This window comes from Burkholderiaceae bacterium DAT-1, from assembly GCA_019084025.1.
GTDB lineage: Bacteria > Pseudomonadota > Gammaproteobacteria > Burkholderiales > Chitinimonadaceae > DAT-1.
Map to the genome: position 1 here is coordinate 38,628 of JAHRBI010000001.1, position 19,356 is coordinate 57,983.

A 19,356-nucleotide genomic window follows, 5' to 3' on the forward strand; every position below is an offset into this window, starting at 1 on the left:
ACCTGTACAGCCATGTACAGTTTATTCATGCGCGCTAGACAGCCAGCAAGCCTTCCGGTGAGCGCGCACTACCTGCTATACGCACAACTTTCCGCCGCGACAGTTCGCCCGACTGGATACTGACTCGATTTTTAGGTATGCCAAACCAGTCTGCCAGAAATGCAATCAGCGCAGCATTGGCTTTGCCTTCCACGGGCGGCGCCGCCAGTCTCAGCTTCAGACAGCCATCATGCAATCCAGCCGACCCCGATTTTTTCGCGCCCGGCTGCAGATACAGCGACAGCACCCAATCATCGCCATCGCGGCGAAACCAGCTTAGTACCTGCGACATATACCCTTAACCCAACACAAACAGACTCGTCCGCAAGGAAATCACAATGCTGGTGATCACAAAGCGCTGAAGCATCTCAATCGCCAGCAAGGCAAAGAGTGGCGTCAGATCGAGCCCGTTCATGGGCGGAATCAGTTTACGCAGCGGATTCAAAACCGGATTCACCAGCCTGTCCAGCAAGGGTGAGAGCGGATTATGCGGATTGACCCAGGACAGAATCGCCTGAACCAGCATCGCACCAAACAGCAGGTAGAGACTCAGACGTAGCAGTTCAACCAGTGCAAGCCCGCCTAATACAAGCATCACAGAAGGACTTCCCCAGGCGACTGGCAAATTATCAAGCGCCAGCAATAGCGCATTCATCACCAGTGCAATCAGCCATGCTGCCAGCAACGAGGCCGTATCGTAGCCGCCGAGTGAAGGCACAACCTTCCGCAACGGCAGCACAATAAAGTTGGTGAGCTTTAGTACAAATTGCGCCAGCGGATGATGGAACGGCGCACGTACAACCTGGAGCAGAAAGCGCAGCACCAGATTGAAAATGAAAAATGCCGCAATATTATTGATCAAAAATGCGACTGCTTGATTGAACATGATGATCCCGTCCGAGGTGAGCAAGCATTAACGTGCAATGCTTCCAGATTAGGGCAAAACTGCATGGCGCAAGGGCTTAATCGCGTCCCAGTATATCCGCCAGTTCGCCCGCACGCGCATGCGCTGCCTTGGCAGCCTGCACAATTGTTTCTTCGAGCCCGGCAGACATCATATGATTCAACGCGGCTTCGGTTGTGCCACCCTTGGAAGTAACATTCTTGCGCAGGGTGCCGACATCGTCGTCGCTATCGAGCGCCAGACGGATCGCGCCTTCAAAAGTCGCTTTGGCCAGCTCATCTGCCAGTGCAGGCGCCAGCCCAAGCTCGCGACCTGCTCGCGCCAGCCCTTCGATAAAGTGGAATACATAGGCTGGACCGGAGCCTGAAATCGCCGTCACTATGTCAATATCTGACTCCGCCTTGACCCATACCACCCGACCAATTGCACCCAGGATAGTTTCGGTGACGTCAACATCTGCTGCGCTGGTACCCTCTGCAGCAAACACGCCAGAAACGCCTGCACGCACCAGCGCAGGCGTGTTCGGCATCACCCGCATCAGCCGTGCTTTGCCTGCCAGCCAGCGATTCAGATCCGCAGTGCGTACACCGGCGGCAATGCTGACCACCAGCTTACCCGCCATTTCAGCCGCACGCGCAGACGTCACCTCTCGCAGCTGCTGCGGCTTCACGGCAAGCACCACAACATCGACATCGGGCAGCGCTGCATCCAGCGCCAGCGTTGTGATGCCGTAACGTTCGCTCAATACCGCGCGCTTGTCTGCATCCGGCTCAATCACAAACAAGCTGCTGGCCGGGGCACCTTGCTGCAGTAAGCCTCCAAGAATGGCTTGCGCCATATTTCCGCCGCCAATAAATACGATTCTGCTGTGCATCTGGATCACCATTTACGAAAGTGGTTTAAGGCATGCTAACCGAGTGTGGTGCTTAGCCATGCTGCTTGAATTCAATGTCCGGCTTGTGCTTTTGCAGAAAGTGCCGGATAAGATTGCAGTAAAGCTTGTCCACGTCATGACGGCCGCTAAAGGGAAGCTTCAGGCAGGACGCTCCGGATTGGATGGCGAGTCGAGCAAGCCGCCCCTCGTTCATGCGATAGACGAGCGCATCAACCTCATTGGTTCGCATTTCTGATGCAGCCGGGGCACCCGGCCCGCGAAAGACTAGACGGATGGTATCTGCATCGACTTCCAGTATGGCCGCCCAAAACCAGAATCGCTTTTGCCAAGCAAATAGCACTCCTCCTAGCAGAATGAACACAGCTGCGATGACGGGCAACAATTGATGAGCAATCACGCCCTGGAACGTCATCAAAAGGACGACAAGCGCGACAAATCCGGCGCCAATGCGTACATGCAGGCGCACTGGTGAAAACTCGGGCAATCGCTGCCACGGCGAAACCAGTTCGACCGTGTCCTTTTTCTCGCCCTCATTGACTTTAAGCGCGCGCGACAGCAGTGCCAGTCCATCCATGGACAAAGCGTATTCCTTCGACAAAGTGTACTCCCCTTGTTTTTTCTTGGTTATTTACAATGAGCCTGCCCCCTCACCGACGAGCGGAGCTCAGGCATCGGGATAGTGTCGGCGACCAAAAATGGCGGTTCCAACCCGCACCATGGTCGCACCATGCTGCACTGCGAGTGCCATATCAGCTGACATGCCCATTGAGAGCGTATCTACCGACAAGCCTTTTGCCCGAAGGTCTGTCAGCAGGTGCTGCATCACATCAAAGCGCTGCGCAAGCTGTAATTCATCCGTAGTGGCTTCAGGGATGCACATCAGTCCACGCAGGGCCAGCCCGGGTAAAGCCACCACGGCGCGACACAATGCCGCAGCCTCGTCAGGAAGACAACCAGATTTGCTGGATTCGCCCGATACGTTCACCTGCACCAGTACGTTCAGTGGCGGCAATCCGACCGGCCGTTGCACACTGAGCCGTTCCGCAATTTTCAGTCGATCCACTGAATGTACCCAATGCGCGATTTGTGCAACAGATCGGGTTTTATTACTTTGCAGCGGTCCGATGAAATGCCATTCAAGCTCGACAAGGTCTGCCAGCTCGGCATGTTTCTGCTCTAGCTCCTGCACGTAATTCTCACCGAATGCGCGCTGTCCACATGCGTAGAGCTCACGCACATCGCTAGCAGGAAAGGTCTTACTGACGGCAATCAGTTGACAGGTGTCACTACGCCTCCCCGCCACACTCAACGCTTCGCTGAGTTGAAGGAGTACGTGTTGTCTGGATTTATCCAGGCCGGACATACATAATGCTCCCGGAATATTCGAAGTTCATGCTGACTGATCAGCATTAGCAAGGAATTATACGATGGAAATCTCTGAACTCCTGGCCTTCTCGGTACGCAACAAGGCGTCCGACTTACACTTGTCGGCAGGACTCCCCCCCATGATCCGTGTCCACGGCGATGTGCGGCGCATTAATTTGCCGCCCATGCAGCACAAAGACGTACATGACATGGTGTACGACATCATGAATGACCACCAGCGCAAGGTCTACGAAGAAACGCTGGAATGCGATTTCTCGTTCGAAATTCCTAATCTGGCGCGCTTCCGGGTAAATGCATTCGTACAGAATCGCGGTGCCGGTGCGGTGTTCCGTACCATTCCGTCCAAAGTATTGACGCTGGATGAGTTGGGCGCCCCCAAGGTCTTTCAGGATATTGCCCAGAATCCACGCGGACTCGTCCTGGTGACCGGCCCGACGGGTTCCGGTAAGTCCACCACGCTGGCCGCGATGATCAACTTCATTAACGAATCGGAATACGGTCACATCCTGACCGTGGAAGACCCGATCGAATTTGTGCACGAATCCAAGAAGTGCCTGGTGAACCAGCGCGAAGTGGGTCCGCACACCATGAGCTTTTCCAACTCGCTACGCGCCGCGCTCCGTGAGGATCCGGATGTGATTCTGGTGGGTGAAATGCGTGATCTGGAAACCATTCGTCTGGCACTGTCTGCGGCTGAAACGGGTCACCTGGTGTTTGGTACGCTGCACACCAGTTCAGCTGCCAAAACCATCGACCGGATTGTCGACGTTTTCCCGGCAGCAGAAAAGGAAATGGTGCGCTCGATGCTGTCTGAATCACTGCGCGCCGTCATTTCGCAAACGCTGTGTAAAACCAAGGACGGCAATAGCCGCGTGGCCGCGCACGAAATCATGATCGGCATTCCGGCTATCCGGAACCTGATCCGCGAAAACAAGATTGCCCAGATGTACTCCAGTATCCAGACCGGCCAGCAATATGGCATGCAGACACTGGATCAATGTCTGACCGATCTGGTTCGCCGCAATGTGATCGCCGTACCAGAAGCACGCGGCAAAGCGGCCAACCCTGACAATTTCCGTTAACAACTGACCAAGCCAATCTACGTTTCAACTGGCAGTGCTTCGTCAGGGGAAACCCTGACACATACCGGATACGATTAAGGAACGGATGAATCGCTGATCAACTCCTCCCTCGCCGCCGCGGGGGAACCGCGCCAAAACGCGCAGGTGGATTGAACCAGCCATGTCCGATAGCGGTAAGCGTTTTACCCAACACACTGGTTTCATCATGGAAAAAGAACAAGCCACGAAATTCATGCATGATTTGTTGCGCCTGATGCGTAACAAAGGTGCATCGGATCTATTTCTCACTGCCGATTTCCCGCCCGCGATTAAGATCGATGGCAAGGTGACGCCTGTATCCAGCCAGATGCTGACAGCGCAACACACCAAGGAGTTGGCGCGGGCGATCATGAATGATCGTCAGTCCGACGAGTTTGAACGTACCAAGGAATGCAATTTTGCGATCAGCCCGGTCGGGATTGGTCGATTCCGGGTAAACGCCTTCATGCAGCAAGGACGGATTGGTCTGGTATTGCGGACGATTACCACCGAAATCCCCAATTTCGACGATCTTGGTCTACCGGTTGTGCTGAAGGACGTAGCACTGGCCAAACGCGGGCTGGTGATTTTTGTCGGCGGAACAGGTTCGGGTAAATCCACTTCGCTGGCCTCGATGATTGGCTACCGGAATGAAAACAGCCAGGGTCACATCATCACCATTGAAGATCCGGTTGAATTCGTGCACGAGCACAAGAATTGCATTGTGACCCAGCGCGAAGTCGGCGTAGATACCGATAGCTGGTTTGCGGCACTGAAGAACACCCTCCGTCAGGCGCCGGATGTGATTTTGATTGGTGAAATCCGCGACCGCGAAACGATGGACTACGCGATTGCCTTCGCGGAAACCGGTCACCTGTGCATGGCCACATTGCATGCCAACTCGGCCAACCAGGCACTGGACCGGATCATCAACTTCTTCCCGGAAGAACGTCGCGCCCAGCTGCTGATGGATCTCTCGCTGAACCTGAAGGCATTTGTATCCCAGCGGCTGATTCCGCATCGCACCGGCAAGGGTCGCGTAGCCGCGGTGGAAGTGATGCTGAATTCGCCGCTGATTTCCGAGCTGATCTTCAAGGGCGATGTCCACGAAATCAAGGAAATCATGTCCAAGAGCCGCGAGCTTGGTATGCAGACCTTCGATCAGGCACTGTTTGATCTTTATGAAGCCGGCAAGATCAGCTACGAGGATGCCCTGCGCAACGCCGATTCGGTGAACGATCTGCGCCTGCGCATCAAGCTGGATTCGCAAGAATCCAAGGGTAAGGATATTTTCTCCGGCCTTGATCACCTAGACATCGTATAAGTATTGGTCTCCCCCACCCTGCGCCAGTATCGTTTCGATGATTGTCGCAGGGTGCTCACCTGCCACGTCCCCTGTTTCAGCCTGAGGGTAATTGCGCCTGACACTGTGGGATTCAATTGTCGCCCGGACCGTGGAACCGAATCATTCAGGGTGATTAGCCAATCAGGTTGCCCCAGCAGCGACGGCGTGCCCTCACCGATTTGTACCGTATTGCTATCCACCGGCATGCTGAACTGGCTGCCCGGCGGCACAAGCAACAGCATCGCAGAAGCGGATCGCCATACCAGCGCGCACATTGATATTGACTGCTCGTCCTTCATCTCACCAAACAGGACGGATTGCAGGGATTGATCTTTGCGCCATGATCTTGGTGCACATGGCTCATGTTCTTCCAGCCAATCAGGAAGTCGAAGCAACCACATGTGTTCTGCATCTATCACCTGCTTTAGGGGCTGAGATGCCGAATCCACCATCAGTTCATCAATGTGCTTGACGCCGATTGCGCGCAGAGCGGGCGTCAGTGCTCGTGCGCTCTGGATGGGATTACCGCCTGCAACGACTGTCGTTCGATCCGAGGTTTGCAACACCACCGCCCAGCCGGGGCTGACGTCCAGTACATGCGCGATACATTCCTCACCCTGTATGTCAGGGACACGCGGAAACATAACGGGCAGCATGCACACTGCGCCCAGAAGACGAATCGATCCATCAAGCGGAGACAACAGCGCAAACAGACCCAGCAGAGCCAGCGCAAGCGTCCAACCTGTGGGCTGCGCCAGCATGACGACGGTTGAAGGCGGTGCCATGACGTCAGCCAGATCAAATGCGATCTGAATCAGAAGATGAGACAGATGCAGTAAGACCCCGCTCGGATCCAGCATCCCAATCAGTGCAAGCGGTGTCGCTACACTGCCTACCACTGGAATCGCAATTGCATTGGCAGGCAAAGAGGTGAGCGGAAACTGCCCGAATAGAAACACCAGCAAGGGTAAGGATGCAAATGTGGCAATCAACTGTCCGGACACCCACGCCCGAAGCTTTCCCTCCAGCGTAAACTGGGTGCCGCCTACCCCGCCGTACATGAGCCAGCCAACCAGCAGGAACGATAGCCAGAATCCCGGTGAAAGCACCGCCCACGGATCGAAGCACACGGTTAGTCCCAAGGCAAAGCACCACGTGACCGATGGTGCAAGCATGCGTCGGGTACACGTCGCGACCGCTATTGCCAGCAACATGAAGAATGTCCGCTGCGTTGCCACAGACCATCCCGCCAGCACGCTGTAGACTAAGGCAGCGCAGACGCCAGCAATTGCATCAACAGTGCCATACTGGACTCGCCGGGCAGCCCCTGGCGTGCGTTTCCAGATTGCGCCTGCCAGCTTGCCCAGAAGGCCGGCAACCAGCGTGACATGCAAACCTGAGATGGAAACAAGATGTGTCAGCCCTGTACGGCGAAAACGATCCCATTGTTCGGATGAAATCCCCGAAGTATCACCCACCACCAGCGCCGCAACCACGCCAGCATAAGGGAGCTCGGCCAGAGTTGCCCGTATATGCGACGAGACATGTGCGCGCGCCTGACTGATCTTCGCGACGAATCCCCACCCTACTTGCCGAATGCGCTGCCAATCTCCCTCGGCCAGCGTGCCTTCAGCCCCCACACCCTCACTGATTAACCAAGCATCACTGTCAAAACTACCCGGATTGAGATGCGTGCGCAGGGATTGCATGCGTATCGGCAGTCGCCAGCATTCCCCTGCTCCGATCGCCTGCCCCGCCCGCAACTTGCCATGCAGTCCGATACGCTCGGGCAATCCTGCCACCGACGGCACAATGCGAAAGCGTAGGCTCACGCGACCAGCATCTGCTTGCACCAGACCATCCACACACCCTGCCACTTGAATAAGCTGATTTTCAAAGGCGGGATCGAGCACCTGATTACGCAAGCGGACATCAGCACGCCATGCGGCCCAGCTCAAACCGATTGCACCGGCCAGCATGACACTACCAATCGTTTGCCATCTCATACGAACAGCGGCTGCGACCAATATCATCACGGTACAGGCCAGCAGCGGCGGCAACAACGGCATGCACTGCAGCACGCATACGCCACCTACAAAGGCACCCACAGCCATTCGCATGGCGACGCACTCCGAACGTGAAGGAAAGGCCAAGAATGCGAGGAAATGACTCGGGTTGAAAGCGGCACTGAAAGGAGACGTCGAACAAGTTCCCGCTGGACAGAGGCATTAGCACGCCCATTCCAGGCACTTGCCGGTTCAGGCGCTGATTGTAAGGATGGTACAAATGTCTGTCTGAATTGCGCTGCAAAAACAAAGGCCACCCATTTGGGTGGCCTGATGCCGAGCGGATGCCGGTTAAACCGAGAAAGACGAACCGCAGCCACAGGTGGATTGCGCATTCGGATTCTTGATGGTGAATTGCGAGCCTTCGATGCTGTCAACGTAATCGATTTCTGCGCCGACCAAATACTGGTAGCTCATCGGATCGATCAGCAGGGTGACGCCATTCTTGGTGTAGGCCGAATCGTCATCGTTGGCGATTTCGTCGAAAGTGAAACCGTACTGGAAGCCGGAGCAACCGCCGCCAGTTACGAACACGCGCAGCTTCAGGTCAGGATTGCCTTCCTCTGCGATCAGTTCGGCCACCTTGGCAGCTGCATTGTCGGTAAACACAAAGGGTGTCGGGATATCGGTGGTGGCGTTCATGGCCTGAATTCCTTGCTTTGTAAGGCGCAGACAGCTCACCTGCGCATAAGGGTAAATCAATCAATAGTGAATTATCGGCCGCTCTGGATGCAGGGTCAATCACACTGGCAGTAGGGGTATCCACAAGGAGTCCGGTGCGACAGCGCGAAGGCGGTGCTCAGATCAGGCGAGTAGTACAACGCCGTTATGCTTTGCACATCCCGGGCGAAGCAACCGACATTAACAAGCAGGCTGCTCGTGGCGTTTACATACTGCAGTTGCAATCAGTTTTGCACTGCCCGCATACAAAATCCCCCAGAATGCGCAGCACAGCAATTGCCCTGCCATCGTCGGCCAATGAAAATGCTGACCATCTATCAGACCCGGAATGAATTTAGCCATCAGGTAGGCCGGATAGAAGTTAATCATCAACAAGGAAAAACCAGCCCAGCCCTTTATGAAAAGAGGGCATGCTACAAAAATCGTCAGATGCAACAGCACACAGGCTGACAACACCTTTGCGAATACATTCATTTTTTTCATTTTTTAAAGCACCTCCTTAGCGTCCCTGCACATTCGTCAGTGTGACGCCCGCAATCACCAGCAGGCCACCAAAGATCGTCGGCCAGGACAATTGCTCACCCAGAAACAATACACTCGACAGCACCGCAAACACCGGCACGAAATTGGTGAATACGATGGTACGTGCCGCACCCAGATCGCGAATACCGTTGTTGTACCAGACAAAGCCGGCAGCCGTCGCCAGCGCCCCCAGATACACGATGCCGCCCCACTGAGGTGGGGTGATGGCGATAGGATTCAAGTCCACGCCGCTGAACGTCGCCACGACACCCAGCACCACACAGCCAATCACCGAAGCCCAGGCGGTTGCGGGCAGACTGCCCAGACTCGCTACCGCGCCTTTGCCGAAAAGCGTATAGGCCACCCACGAGAAACAGCAGCCCAGAATCAGCCACTCGCCGTGCCCGATGCCATCGGCCAGCATCTTGCTGTATTCGGCATGGGAGATGACCGTCACCGCGCCAAACAGCGACAGCAGCACGCCCAGCCATCGAATCACGCTCAAACGTTGACGCAGGAAAATCGCCCCAAACACCGCCACCATGATGGGATTCAGTGCCACCAGCAGCGCGGCACGACTGGACGGGATGATCTTGAGTCCGGCAAAGAAGAACAGGTTATACGCCGCTACACCGGTCAGCCCCAGCGATGCCGCCCACAACCATGCTTTGCCTTGAGGAACGGCAATCTTGCCGTCACGGCGCAGCATGAGTACGAACAAGACAACAGATGCAACTACAAAGCGCCAGAAGGCCAGCGCCATCGGCTCGATAGACTGCGACATGACGCGACCGACGACAAAGGTTCCCCCCCAGATGGCCATGGTGACGATCAGGAGGACAACCATTCGAGACTTGTTCATTTATTCACGCCCGCCACGCTGGAAATGCCAGACCCCTTCTATCGCTTCGCGCTGCAGCACGCCCTGATGCCACAGATGATTCAGGTGAGCGATGCCTTCGCTCATGGCGAAGAAGGTCTGGTAATGATCGAGTTCCCGGCCAAACAGAACGGGAATCAGAGAATATGCATGGCGCGGATGATCGCATGCCTCTGCCAGCGCGTGAAGGCGTTCTTCATGGTGCGCCAGCAGTGCTTTGACCCGGCCATGGATGCCGACAAAGGGCTTGCCGTGGCTGGGCAGCACCAGCGTGTCATTCGGCAATTCGAGGAAACGCTCGATGGACGCCAGAAAAGCGGCCAGCGGATCACCCTCGGCCTCTGATGGCCCGCAGGCGACATTGGTACTGATCTTGGGTAGCAGCATATCGCCGGAAATCAGCACGCCAGCGTCGCCGTTGTACAAGGCCATATGCTCGGGTGAATGACCAAATCCGGCAATGCAGCGCCAGCTATGGCCGCCAATCTCCAGCAGACTGCCTTCGGATAGACGCCGGTAATGCAGGGGCAAGCCATCGATGCCGCGCAGATAGGCGCTGCCGCGCGAACGCATCAGCGTATCGGATTCCGCAGGCAGGCCGTGTGATACAAAATGCTCGGCATACGCTGGCGTATCAAATCCTGCCACATCATTAAACAATGCATGAGCGGATACAAACTCGCCCAAACTCATATACACCGGCACAGCAAATCGTTCACTCAGCCAGTTCAGCAATCCAAGATGATCAGGGTGATAGTGCGTCGCGATGGTTTTGGACAGACGCACGCCCGAGGCAAAAATGGCCTCCCAGGCCTCGCGTGTCTGCGGTGTTGCCATTCCAGAGTCAACCGACGCAAAGTGCTCGCCATCTTCAATCAGCCACAGATTGATGTGATTGAGTGCAATCGGGAGCGGCATGCGCACCCAGTGCACGCCCGGCGCGACTTGCATGCGCGTGCCAGCGGCAGGCTGTTGATCATGAAAAGGGTAACGCATGGCACATATCCACTCGAATCACGTTCACTATTATGGCATCAATTTTACAAAGCAAGCGATTGCTTTGTAAGCAAATACTCCACAGATGGCCCGGCACTTTCATACGACAGATGTCACGCTGATGACAGCCTCTGCTAGACTTGCGCCAACTCACCTCAAGACGCCGCCATGAGCGAACAAACCTACACCATCACCGAACTGGCCCGCGAGTTTGATCTCACTACGCGCGCCATTCGCTTTTACGAAGCCGAAGGGCTGCTCAGCCCGGGTCGCAATGGTCGCAATCGCATCTACGGCAAGGCCGATCGCACGCGCCTGAAGCTGATCCTGCGCGGTAAGCGACTGGGCTTTACGCTACAGGAAACCCTTACGCTGTTTGATCTCTACGATGCAGCCAAGGATGAAACCCCGCAGCTGATCAAACTGATGGAATACCTGCGCCCCAAGCGTGCCGCACTCGAACAGCAACGTCGCGATATCGATGCCATTCTGTCCGAAATGGATGATCTCGAGCGGCAATGCGAATCGCTGATCAAGAGCGTCTGATTTTTGCACAGCAAATTGACGTTTACGTCAACGTAACACACAATACTGGAATGTCAAAACCGGTTATTGCGCCGGGCAGCTTTCGGTCAGACAATGGCTGGTTGCCCGTTTGCCTGCGCAGTGCCTGCACATCAATTAGAGGAGCACACCATGCACATCCCTACCCTGAATTTTGATCTCGGCGAAGATATCGACATGCTGCGCAGCTCGGTGCAGGATTTTGTCGCCGCCGAACTGGCCCCGCGTGCCGCCAAGATCGACGAAGAAAATCTGTTCCCGGCCGACATGTGGCGCAAGTTTGGTGACATGGGCCTCTTGGGCATGACCGTCGAAGAAGAATACGGCGGCACCAATATGGGCTATCTGGCCCACATCATTGCCATGGAAGAAATCTCCCGCGCGTCTGCATCAGTGGGTCTGTCCTATGGCGCTCACTCCAATCTGTGCGTGAATCAGATCCGCAAGAATGGAACGGAAGAACAAAAACGTCGCTTCCTGCCAAAGCTGGTGTCCGGCGAACACGTGGGCGCACTGGCCATGAGCGAACCGAATGCCGGTTCCGACGTGGTGAGCATGAAGCTGCGCGCCGACAAGGTGGGCGACCGCTACGTACTGAATGGTTCCAAGATGTGGATCACCAACGGTGGTGACGCCGACGTGCTGATCGTTTACGCCAAGACCGATGTGAACGCAGGCTCCAAGGGCATGACCGCCTTCATCATCGAACCGAAGCTGTCCAAGGGTTTCAGCGCTGGCAGCAAGCTCGACAAGCTGGGCATGCGCGGTTCCAACACCTTCCCGCTGTTCTTCGACAATGTAGAAGTGCCGGAAGAAAACGTACTGGGTACCGTCGGCCGTGGCGTGCAAGTGCTGATGAGCGGTCTGGACTACGAACGCGCCGTGCTGTCCGGCGGCTCGCTGGGCATTATGGCCGCCGCCATGGACGCTGTCGTACCTTATGTGCACGACCGCAAGCAGTTCGGCCAGGCCATCGGCGAATTCGAACTGATGCAGGGCAAGATCGCCGACATGTACGTGACCTGGAATGCAGCACGCGCCTACGTCTACGCCGTGGGCAAGGCGCTGGATCGTGGCGAAACCACCCGCAAGGACGCTGCCGGCGCGATTCTGTACGCTGCAGAAAAGGCCACCTGGATGGCTGGCGAAGCAATCCAGACCCTGGGCGGTAATGGCTACATCAAGGAATACCCGGTGGAACGCCTGTGGCGCGACGCCAAGCTGTACGAAATCGGTGCAGGCACCAGCGAAATCCGCCGCATGCTGATCGGCCGTGAACTGTTTAACGAAACCAAGTAATTCTGGAGCGCACTATGTCTGACGCAATCGTAATCGTTTCCGCCGCCCGCACCCCGATGGGTGGTCTGCAGGGTGATTTTGCCAGCCTGACAGCCAGCCAGCTGGGCGCTACTGCGATTCGTGCCGCTGTCGAGCGCGCCGGGATCGCTGCAACTGACGTTGAAGAAGTCATCATGGGCAATGTGCTGCCCGCAGGCCAAGGTCAGGCACCTGCACGTCAGGCTGCACTGGGTGGCGGCTTGCCGCTGTCGGCCAACGCCACCACCATCAACAAGATGTGCGGCTCCGGCATGAAAGCCATCATGCAGGCCCACGACCAGTTGAAGGCTGGCTCGGCTGACGTGATGGTGGCAGGCGGCATGGAATCCATGACCAACGCCCCTTACCTGCTGGCCAAGGCGCGCGGCGGTTTCCGTCTCGGCCATGGCGAGATCAAGGACAGCATGTTCCTCGATGGTCTGGAAGATGCATACCAGAAGGGTTCGCTGATGGGCGTATTCGCCGAGCAGTGTGCCGAAAAGTATGGCTTCACCCGCGAAGCGCAGGATGAATTCGCCCAGCGTTCGCTGAGCCGTGCACAGGTGGCCGTACGCGAAGGCCTGTTCAAGGATGAAATCGTGCCGGTGACCGTACCGGGTCGCAAGGGCGATGTGGTGATCAGCGAAGACGAACAGCCGCTGAAGGCCAGCCCGGAAAAGATTCCTACACTGAAGCCCGCCTTCAAGAAAGACGGCACGGTCACTGCTGCCAATGCATCGTCGATTTCCGACGGCGCGGCTGCACTGGTGCTGATGCGCGAATCCGAAGCGACCAAGCGTGGCCTGAAGCCGCTGGCTCGCATCGTCGGTCATGCCACACACGCTCATGAGCCAGGCTGGTTCACCACTGCCCCCGTTGGCGCCATGGAAAAGTTGTTCGCCAAGACAGGCTGGACCGCTGACAGCGTTGATCTGTACGAAATTAACGAAGCTTTTGCAGTGGTCACCATGGCAGCCATGCACGATCTGAATCTGCCTGCAGACAAGGTGAATGTACACGGCGGCGCCTGCGCGCTGGGCCACCCGATCGGCGCATCCGGCGCCCGTATCGTGGCTTCGCTGATCTACGCACTGAAGCGCTACGGCAAGACCCGTGGTGTAGCCAGCCTGTGTATCGGCGGTGGTGAAGCGACCGCGCTGGCAGTCGAGGTATTGTAATTTTGAAACTGTGGTTTGAAGATCTGAAGCCGGGCCGCGTCTTTCATGGCGGCCCGATCAAGGTAGAAACGGCAGATGTGATCGATTTCGCGGAGCGATTCGATCCTCAGCCTTTTCATCTGGATGAAGCGGCAGGTGCTGCCAGCGTATTTGGCACCTGGGTGGCGAGTGGCTGGCATACCGCCGCGCTCACCATGCGCATGCTGGCCGATAGCGAACTGAACAATATTGCAAACGGCCTGATGGGGCTGCAGATCGACAAACTGATCTGGCATCAGCCGGTGAAACCAGGTGATGTCCTCACCGCAGAATTCAGCGTCATCAGCCGCCGCCATTCGCGTTCCAAGCCCGGCTTTGGGGTCATCACGCTGGCATGGCGTACAACCAATCAGGAAGGCCTGCAGGTGATGAGTCTGGAAAACGCCATTTGGGTGGCCTGCCATCCCGAAGGAGACACACCGTGATTCTCGACGAAGAACATCAGATGATTCGCGACAGCGTGCGCGATTTCGCCCAAGAGCAATTGTGGCCCACCGCCGCACAGCGCGACGAAGCCCACGCATTCCCGCATGATGAGATCCGTGCAGCTGCCGAACTGGGGCTACTGGGTCTGACGGTCCCGACCGACTACAACGGCGCTGGGCTCGACTATCTGGCCTCCGCCATTGCAATTGAAGAACTGGCTGCCGGTGATGGCGCCTTCTCGACGATTGTTTCGGTGCATAACTCGGTTGGATGTGGCCCGCTAGTGGCATTTGGCACCGAAGATCAGAAACAGCGCTTCCTGACCAAACTGGCCAGTGGCGAATGGCTGGGCAGTTTCTGCCTGACCGAGCCGCAAGTAGGCTCGGATGCGGGCGCCATCAAAACCCGCGCAGTCAAGGATGGCGAGCACTATGTGCTGAACGGTGCCAAGCAGTTCATCACCAACGGCAAGAATGGTCAGATTTCGATCGTCATTGCCGTCACTAATCCGGAAGCGGGCAAAAAAGGTTTATCCGCCTTTATCGTACCGACGGATACACCGGGCTATCTGGTTTCCCGCGTGGAAAAGAAGCTCGGCCAGAACTCCTCCGACACCTGTGCTATCACGCTGGACAGCTGCCGCGTACATGAAAGCCTGCGCCTCGGCGCTGAAGGCGATGGATACAAGATTGCCCTGTCGAGTCTGGAATCAGGTCGAATCGGTATTGCAGCGCAGGCACTCGGCATGGCACGTTCCGCCTTTGAAGCTGCCTTGCGTTACAGCAAAGAGCGTGTCACCTTTGGCAAACCGATTTTCGAACATCAGGCCGTCAACTTCCGCCTGGCCGATATGGCAACGCAAATTGAAGCCGCACGCCAGCTGATCTGGCATGCCGCCAGTCTGAAAGATGCCGGTCAGCCCTGCCTGAAGGAAGCCTCCATGGCCAAGCTGTTCGCCAGCGAAATGGCTGAGCGCGTGTGTTCGGATGCGATCCAGACACATGGGGGCTATGGTTATCTCAATGACTTCCCGGTTGAACGTATTTACCGGGATGTGCGTGTCTGCCAGATCTACGAAGGCACCAGCGATATCCAGCGTCTGGTGATCGGACGGGCGATCGGTGCAGACATCTGATCGCGCCCAATGAGATATAGCCATGCATGAACGGATTGTAAGAATCGACCCGGAACAATGGGCACTGCTGCGTTCCTTGCGCCTGCAAGCCCTGCAGGATGCCCCTTATGCCTTTGGCAAGCGCTACGAGGAGATTGCCGAGCGCCGCGACGAATTCTGGCAGACGCACACGCGCCACTATGCAGAGAGCAATGATTCTGCCACCTTCATTCTGTGCCGCGAAGGCAATCCGGTCGGCATGATTGGTGCGCTACTCGAGGGCGGACGTGCAGATCATGCGTTTGTCTGTGCAATGTGGGTCTCGCCAAACTACCGCCGCGGCGGAGCAGGACAGCGTCTGGTGGATATCGCCACACGCTGGCTTGCGGATCAAGGTGCCGAGCGGATCAATGCGTGGATTGCCGAGGGAAACCCCAGGGCAATCCAATTTTATGAACGGATCGGGTTTGTGCAAACCGACCAGACTCGCCCGCTCAAGGGTATGCCAGCCGTGAACGAACGCCTGCTGGCATTTGACTGCGCCATGCTCTGACCATGTTTGCCAATACCCCTCCAGCCCCCTACTACGCAGTGATTTTCAGTTCCAAACGTCGTCAAGGCCCTGATGACTATACCGAAACTGCAAACCGGATGATTGCACTGGCCGCCAAACAGCCAGGCTTTCTAGGCGCTGAATCTGTGCGGGGTGCGGATGGCTTCGGCATTACGGTTTCCTACTGGCGTAGCGAAGCTGACATTCTTGCCTGGCGTAATCAAGGCGATCACATTGCCGCACGCAATCGTGGCGTACAGGAGTGGTATGAGCGCTGCTTCACACGCGTATCGCGAGTCGAGCGTGCGTATGACAGCCATACCCGCCCGGTAGAGGCCTCGGCAATCAGTTTCAGACCCGTCAATCCGGATGATCATGAATGGGTGTATGCCCTGATCGGCAGCAATATGGCCACCAGCCTCCCGTCGATATGGAGTCTGGAGTTCATGGTGCATGCCATGAGTCATGGCCAGTACTTTGTGCTGCAGGAGGGTGGCCAGCGCATTGGGCTGGTCGGATGGCGCCCGAACGGACACACCCTGCATCTGGCGGAATTACAGATTCTGCGCGCCTGGCAGGGAAATGGCCGTGGCACCCGCGCGCTGCACTGGCTTGAGAAAGTTGCGCGTCAATTTGGCTATCTGCGATTAAGCCTGAATGTATCACCCGGCAATATGCGGGCGCGCGCACTGTATGAACGGGAGGGATTCCAGATTATCGAATCCCACCCTGAACGTGTTTACATGGAAAAGCTGCTGATGGGAGATACCTCCTCCGGATGTCTGCCCGCCATGTAATCCACTGATTGATTACCCGTAATACGAACACAAAAATACCCGACCTGACCCAGGATCACAGAACCGGACACCCAAACTGCCCGATGTTTCGCCCAGGACTTAGCGATGAACGTCATACATAACACAGTCAATCCCAAAACCGAGCAATTCAAGCTCAATACCGAAGCCATGCAGTCACTGGTTGCCGATCTGCGCACCCGTGCAGCTGCGGTCGAACAGGGCGGCGGCGAAGTGGCCCGCAATCGCCATACCGCTCGCGGCAAATTGCTGCCACGCGATCGCGTGGCGCAGTTGCTGGATGTCGGCTCGCCTTTCCTCGAGGTCGGCCAGCTTGCTGGTATCGGTCAATATGATGATCAAGTGCCCTCCGCCGGCATCATCGCCGGTATTGGCCGTGTCAGCGGCGTGGAATGCATGATCATCGCCAATGATGCAACGGTTAAGGGTGGCACTTACTACCCCACCACCGTCAAAAAGCATCTGCGCGCGCAGGAAATCGCCCTGCAAAACCACCTGCCCTGCATCGCACTGGTCGATTCGGGTGGCGCGAACCTGCCGAATCAAGATGAAGTCTTCCCGGATCGCGATCACTTTGGCCGCATTTTCTACAATCAGGCCAATCTGTCGGCTGCTGGCGTGCCGCAAATCGCCGCTGTGCTGGGTTCGTGTACGGCCGGTGGCGCGTATGTGCCGGCGATGTCCGACTACTCGGTGATCGTGAAGCAGCAAGGTACGATTTTCCTGGCAGGTCCGCCTCTGGTGAAGGCCGCGACGGGTGAAGTGGTGTCCGCCGAAGATCTGGGTGGTGCCGATGTGCACGCCAAGATTAGCGGTGTGGCTGATTACTACGCCCACAACGATGCGCATGCACTCGATACTGTGCGCCGCATCGTGGCCAATCTGAACTGGAAAAAGCCGATGAGCATCACCACCCGCCCGGTGGAAGCGCCGCTCTATTCGGCAGATGAACTGTACGGCATTGTCGGGGCAGACCTGAAGAAGCCCTTCGACATCCGTCAGGTGATCGCGCGTATCGTCGATGGCTCAAAGTTCGACGAATTCAAGGAAACCTACGGCAATACACTGGTGACCGGCTTCGCACATATCCACGGCTATCCGGTGGGGATCGTTGCCAATAACGGCGTGCTGTTCTCCGAATCCGCACAAAAGGGCGCGCACTTCATAGAGCTGTGCAGCCAGCGCAATATCCCGCTGGTGTTCCTGCAGAACATCACCGGCTTCATGGTCGGCCGCAAGTACGAAGCGGAAGGTATCGCCAAGCATGGCGCCAAGATGGTGACCGCTGTCGCCACCAGCAAGGTACCTAAATTCACCGTGGTGATCGGTGGCTCCTACGGCGCGGGTAACTACGGCATGTGTGGCCGCGCCTACAGCCCGAACTTCATGTTCATGTGGCCCAACTCGCGCATCGCGGTGATGGGCGGCGAGCAAGCTGCGGGCGTGTTGGCGCAGGTGCGCGAAGAGGCGCTGGCAAAGAAGGGCCAGATTCTGACCGAAGCAGAACGCGAAGCCATCAAGAAGCCGCTGCGCGATCAGTTCGAAGGCCAGAGCCACCCGTATTACGCCACCAGCCGCCTGTGGGACGATGGCATCATCGACCCGCGCGACACCCGCATGGTGCTGGGTCTGGCGATTTCCGCCAGCCTGAACAAACCGATCGAGCCGACCAAGTTCGGCGTCTTCCGCATGTAAGGGGCAACCATGTCTGACTCTTTGAAAATAACCATTGAAGCCAGCGGGATCGCCACACTCACCATGAGTCGCGGTGAAGTACATAACGCCTTCGACGACGTGCTGATCAGCGAGATGACCGACGCGCTGCTGCAGCTGGAGCAAAATCCGGATGTACAGATCGTGATACTGGCCGCTGAAGGCAAGAGCTTCTCTGCAGGGGCCGATCTCGGCTGGATGCAGCGTATGGCGAAATATTCCGAAGCGGAAAACCTCGCCGATGCGGGTAAGCTGGCGTCTCTGATGCGCACGCTGGATCATCTGAAAAAGCCGACTATTGCTGCCGTGCAAGGCGCAGCATTTGGTGGCGGCGTGGGTCTGGTGGCGTGCTGCGATATCGTCGTGGCCGCGCCGCAAGCCTTGTTCTGTCTGTCGGAAGTCAAACTGGGGCTGATTCCTGCAGTGATTTCGCCCTATGTCATCCAGAAGCTGGGCATCGCCGCCTCGCGCCGCTATTTCCTCACCGCCGAACGCTTTGACGCGGAAACCGCCGCCAGACTGGGTCTGGTGCACGAGATCGTTGCCCGCGAAGAAGTCTTGCCACGCGCACACGCACTGGCTACCGCCATGCTGGCCAATAGTCCGCAGGCCATGGCGGAAGCCAAGCGCCTGATCCGTGATGTGGCACTGCGCCCGGTTAGCACTGAGCTGATCGACGAAACCGCCCGCCGCATTGCAGCGATTCGTGTCAGCGCCGAAGGTCAGGATGGCCTCAATGCGTTTCTGGAAAAGCGCCAGCCCGGCTGGATTAAAGCCAACCCAGCCGGTTAAAGGATAAAGAAAATGTTCAAGAAAATCCTCA

General features: G+C 56.8%; 20 protein-coding genes and 1 pseudogene. 11 read left to right on the plus strand and 10 right to left on the minus strand.

Annotation, left to right across the window (positions count from 1 at the left end):
- Window positions 1-34: 34 nt before the first annotated feature.
- From KSF73_00190 to KSF73_00210, 5 genes are all read right to left on the minus strand, one after another.
- On the minus strand, window positions 35-331 hold the full coding sequence (locus tag KSF73_00190; GenBank protein MBV1774126.1) for a YggU family protein: 297 nt from the start codon (window positions 329-331) through the stop codon (window positions 35-37).
- Window positions 332-337: 6 nt separating this feature from the next.
- Complete coding sequence (locus tag KSF73_00195; protein ID MBV1774127.1) at window positions 338-925, minus strand: YggT family protein; 588 nt, start codon at window positions 923-925, stop codon at window positions 338-340.
- A gap of 76 nt (window positions 926-1,001) precedes the next feature.
- A complete protein-coding gene (locus KSF73_00200; GenBank protein MBV1774128.1) occupies window positions 1,002-1,817 on the minus strand; it encodes a pyrroline-5-carboxylate reductase in 816 nt (271 codons plus the stop codon).
- A gap of 52 nt (window positions 1,818-1,869) precedes the next feature.
- Window positions 1,870-2,436, minus strand: coding sequence for a hypothetical protein (locus tag KSF73_00205; GenBank protein ID MBV1774129.1), 567 nt, complete (start codon window positions 2,434-2,436; stop codon window positions 1,870-1,872).
- A 66-nt stretch (window positions 2,437-2,502) separates the two neighbouring features.
- Window positions 2,503-3,201 (minus strand): YggS family pyridoxal phosphate-dependent enzyme, encoded by a 699-nt coding sequence (locus KSF73_00210; protein MBV1774130.1) that lies wholly within the window; start codon window positions 3,199-3,201, stop codon window positions 2,503-2,505.
- Window positions 3,202-3,265: 64 nt separating this feature from the next.
- Between KSF73_00210 and KSF73_00215 the strand changes: the two genes are divergently transcribed.
- Together KSF73_00215 and KSF73_00220 are read left to right on the plus strand one after the other, a co-directional pair.
- A complete protein-coding gene (locus KSF73_00215) occupies window positions 3,266-4,306 on the plus strand; it encodes a type IV pilus twitching motility protein PilT (GenBank protein ID MBV1774131.1) in 1,041 nt (346 codons plus the stop codon).
- A gap of 205 nt (window positions 4,307-4,511) precedes the next feature.
- Window positions 4,512-5,648 (plus strand): PilT/PilU family type 4a pilus ATPase, encoded by a 1,137-nt coding sequence (locus tag KSF73_00220; GenBank protein MBV1774132.1) that lies wholly within the window; start codon window positions 4,512-4,514, stop codon window positions 5,646-5,648.
- Here KSF73_00220 and KSF73_00225 read toward each other — a convergent pair.
- The 5 genes from KSF73_00225 to KSF73_00245 all read right to left on the minus strand — a co-directional run bounded on the left by KSF73_00225 (window position 5,630) and on the right by KSF73_00245 (window position 10,814).
- On the minus strand, window positions 5,630-7,789 hold the full coding sequence (locus KSF73_00225) for a ComEC/Rec2 family competence protein (GenBank protein ID MBV1774133.1): 2,160 nt from the start codon (window positions 7,787-7,789) through the stop codon (window positions 5,630-5,632). The genes KSF73_00220 and KSF73_00225 overlap by 19 nt on opposite strands.
- A 237-nt stretch (window positions 7,790-8,026) precedes the next feature.
- Complete coding sequence (gene erpA, locus KSF73_00230) at window positions 8,027-8,377, minus strand: iron-sulfur cluster insertion protein ErpA (GenBank protein MBV1774134.1); 351 nt, start codon at window positions 8,375-8,377, stop codon at window positions 8,027-8,029.
- Between the two features lie 219 nt (window positions 8,378-8,596).
- Window positions 8,597-8,899: a hypothetical protein gene (locus KSF73_00235; GenBank protein ID MBV1774135.1), complete on the minus strand. Its 303-nt coding sequence runs from the start codon at window positions 8,897-8,899 to the stop codon at window positions 8,597-8,599.
- Window positions 8,900-8,915: 16 nt separating this feature from the next.
- Window positions 8,916-9,800 carry a DMT family transporter gene (locus tag KSF73_00240; protein MBV1774136.1) on the minus strand — a complete coding sequence of 295 codons (885 nt, stop codon included), beginning with the start codon at window positions 9,798-9,800 and terminating at the stop codon, window positions 8,916-8,918.
- The gene (locus KSF73_00245; protein MBV1774137.1) at window positions 9,801-10,814 is read right to left on the minus strand and encodes an MBL fold metallo-hydrolase; all 1,014 of its coding nucleotides are present in this window, start codon (window positions 10,812-10,814) and stop codon (window positions 9,801-9,803) included.
- Window positions 10,815-10,982: 168 nt separating this feature from the next.
- Here KSF73_00245 and KSF73_00250 point away from each other — a divergent pair, with 168 nt between their 5' ends.
- The 9 genes and pseudogenes from KSF73_00250 to KSF73_00290 all read left to right on the plus strand — a co-directional run bounded on the left by KSF73_00250 (window position 10,983) and on the right by KSF73_00290 (window position 19,325).
- Entirely contained in the window at window positions 10,983-11,360 is a 378-nt protein-coding gene (locus KSF73_00250; GenBank protein MBV1774138.1) for a MerR family DNA-binding transcriptional regulator, read from the plus strand.
- Window positions 11,361-11,510: 150 nt separating this feature from the next.
- Window positions 11,511-12,677 (plus strand): isovaleryl-CoA dehydrogenase, encoded by a 1,167-nt coding sequence (locus tag KSF73_00255; protein MBV1774139.1) that lies wholly within the window; start codon window positions 11,511-11,513, stop codon window positions 12,675-12,677.
- Between the two features lie 14 nt (window positions 12,678-12,691).
- On the plus strand, window positions 12,692-13,873 hold the full coding sequence (locus KSF73_00260; protein MBV1774140.1) for an acetyl-CoA C-acyltransferase: 1,182 nt from the start codon (window positions 12,692-12,694) through the stop codon (window positions 13,871-13,873).
- Between the two features lie 2 nt (window positions 13,874-13,875).
- On the plus strand, window positions 13,876-14,337 hold the full coding sequence (locus KSF73_00265; protein MBV1774141.1) for a MaoC family dehydratase: 462 nt from the start codon (window positions 13,876-13,878) through the stop codon (window positions 14,335-14,337).
- Window positions 14,334-15,473 carry an acyl-CoA dehydrogenase family protein gene (locus KSF73_00270; protein ID MBV1774142.1) on the plus strand — a complete coding sequence of 380 codons (1,140 nt, stop codon included), beginning with the start codon at window positions 14,334-14,336 and terminating at the stop codon, window positions 15,471-15,473. Before KSF73_00265 ends, KSF73_00270 begins: the two co-directional genes overlap by 4 nt.
- A 22-nt stretch (window positions 15,474-15,495) precedes the next feature.
- Entirely contained in the window at window positions 15,496-16,005 is a 510-nt protein-coding gene (locus KSF73_00275) for a GNAT family N-acetyltransferase (protein MBV1774143.1), read from the plus strand.
- A pseudogene (locus tag KSF73_00280) lies at window positions 16,002-16,316 on the plus strand (antibiotic biosynthesis monooxygenase). Before KSF73_00275 ends, KSF73_00280 begins: the two are co-directional and overlap by 4 nt.
- A gap of 591 nt (window positions 16,317-16,907) precedes the next feature.
- A complete protein-coding gene (locus KSF73_00285) occupies window positions 16,908-18,515 on the plus strand; it encodes a methylcrotonoyl-CoA carboxylase (GenBank protein MBV1774144.1) in 1,608 nt (535 codons plus the stop codon).
- 9 nt (window positions 18,516-18,524) lie between these two features.
- Window positions 18,525-19,325, plus strand: coding sequence for an enoyl-CoA hydratase/isomerase family protein (locus KSF73_00290; GenBank protein ID MBV1774145.1), 801 nt, complete (start codon window positions 18,525-18,527; stop codon window positions 19,323-19,325).
- Window positions 19,326-19,356 lie beyond the last annotated feature (31 nt).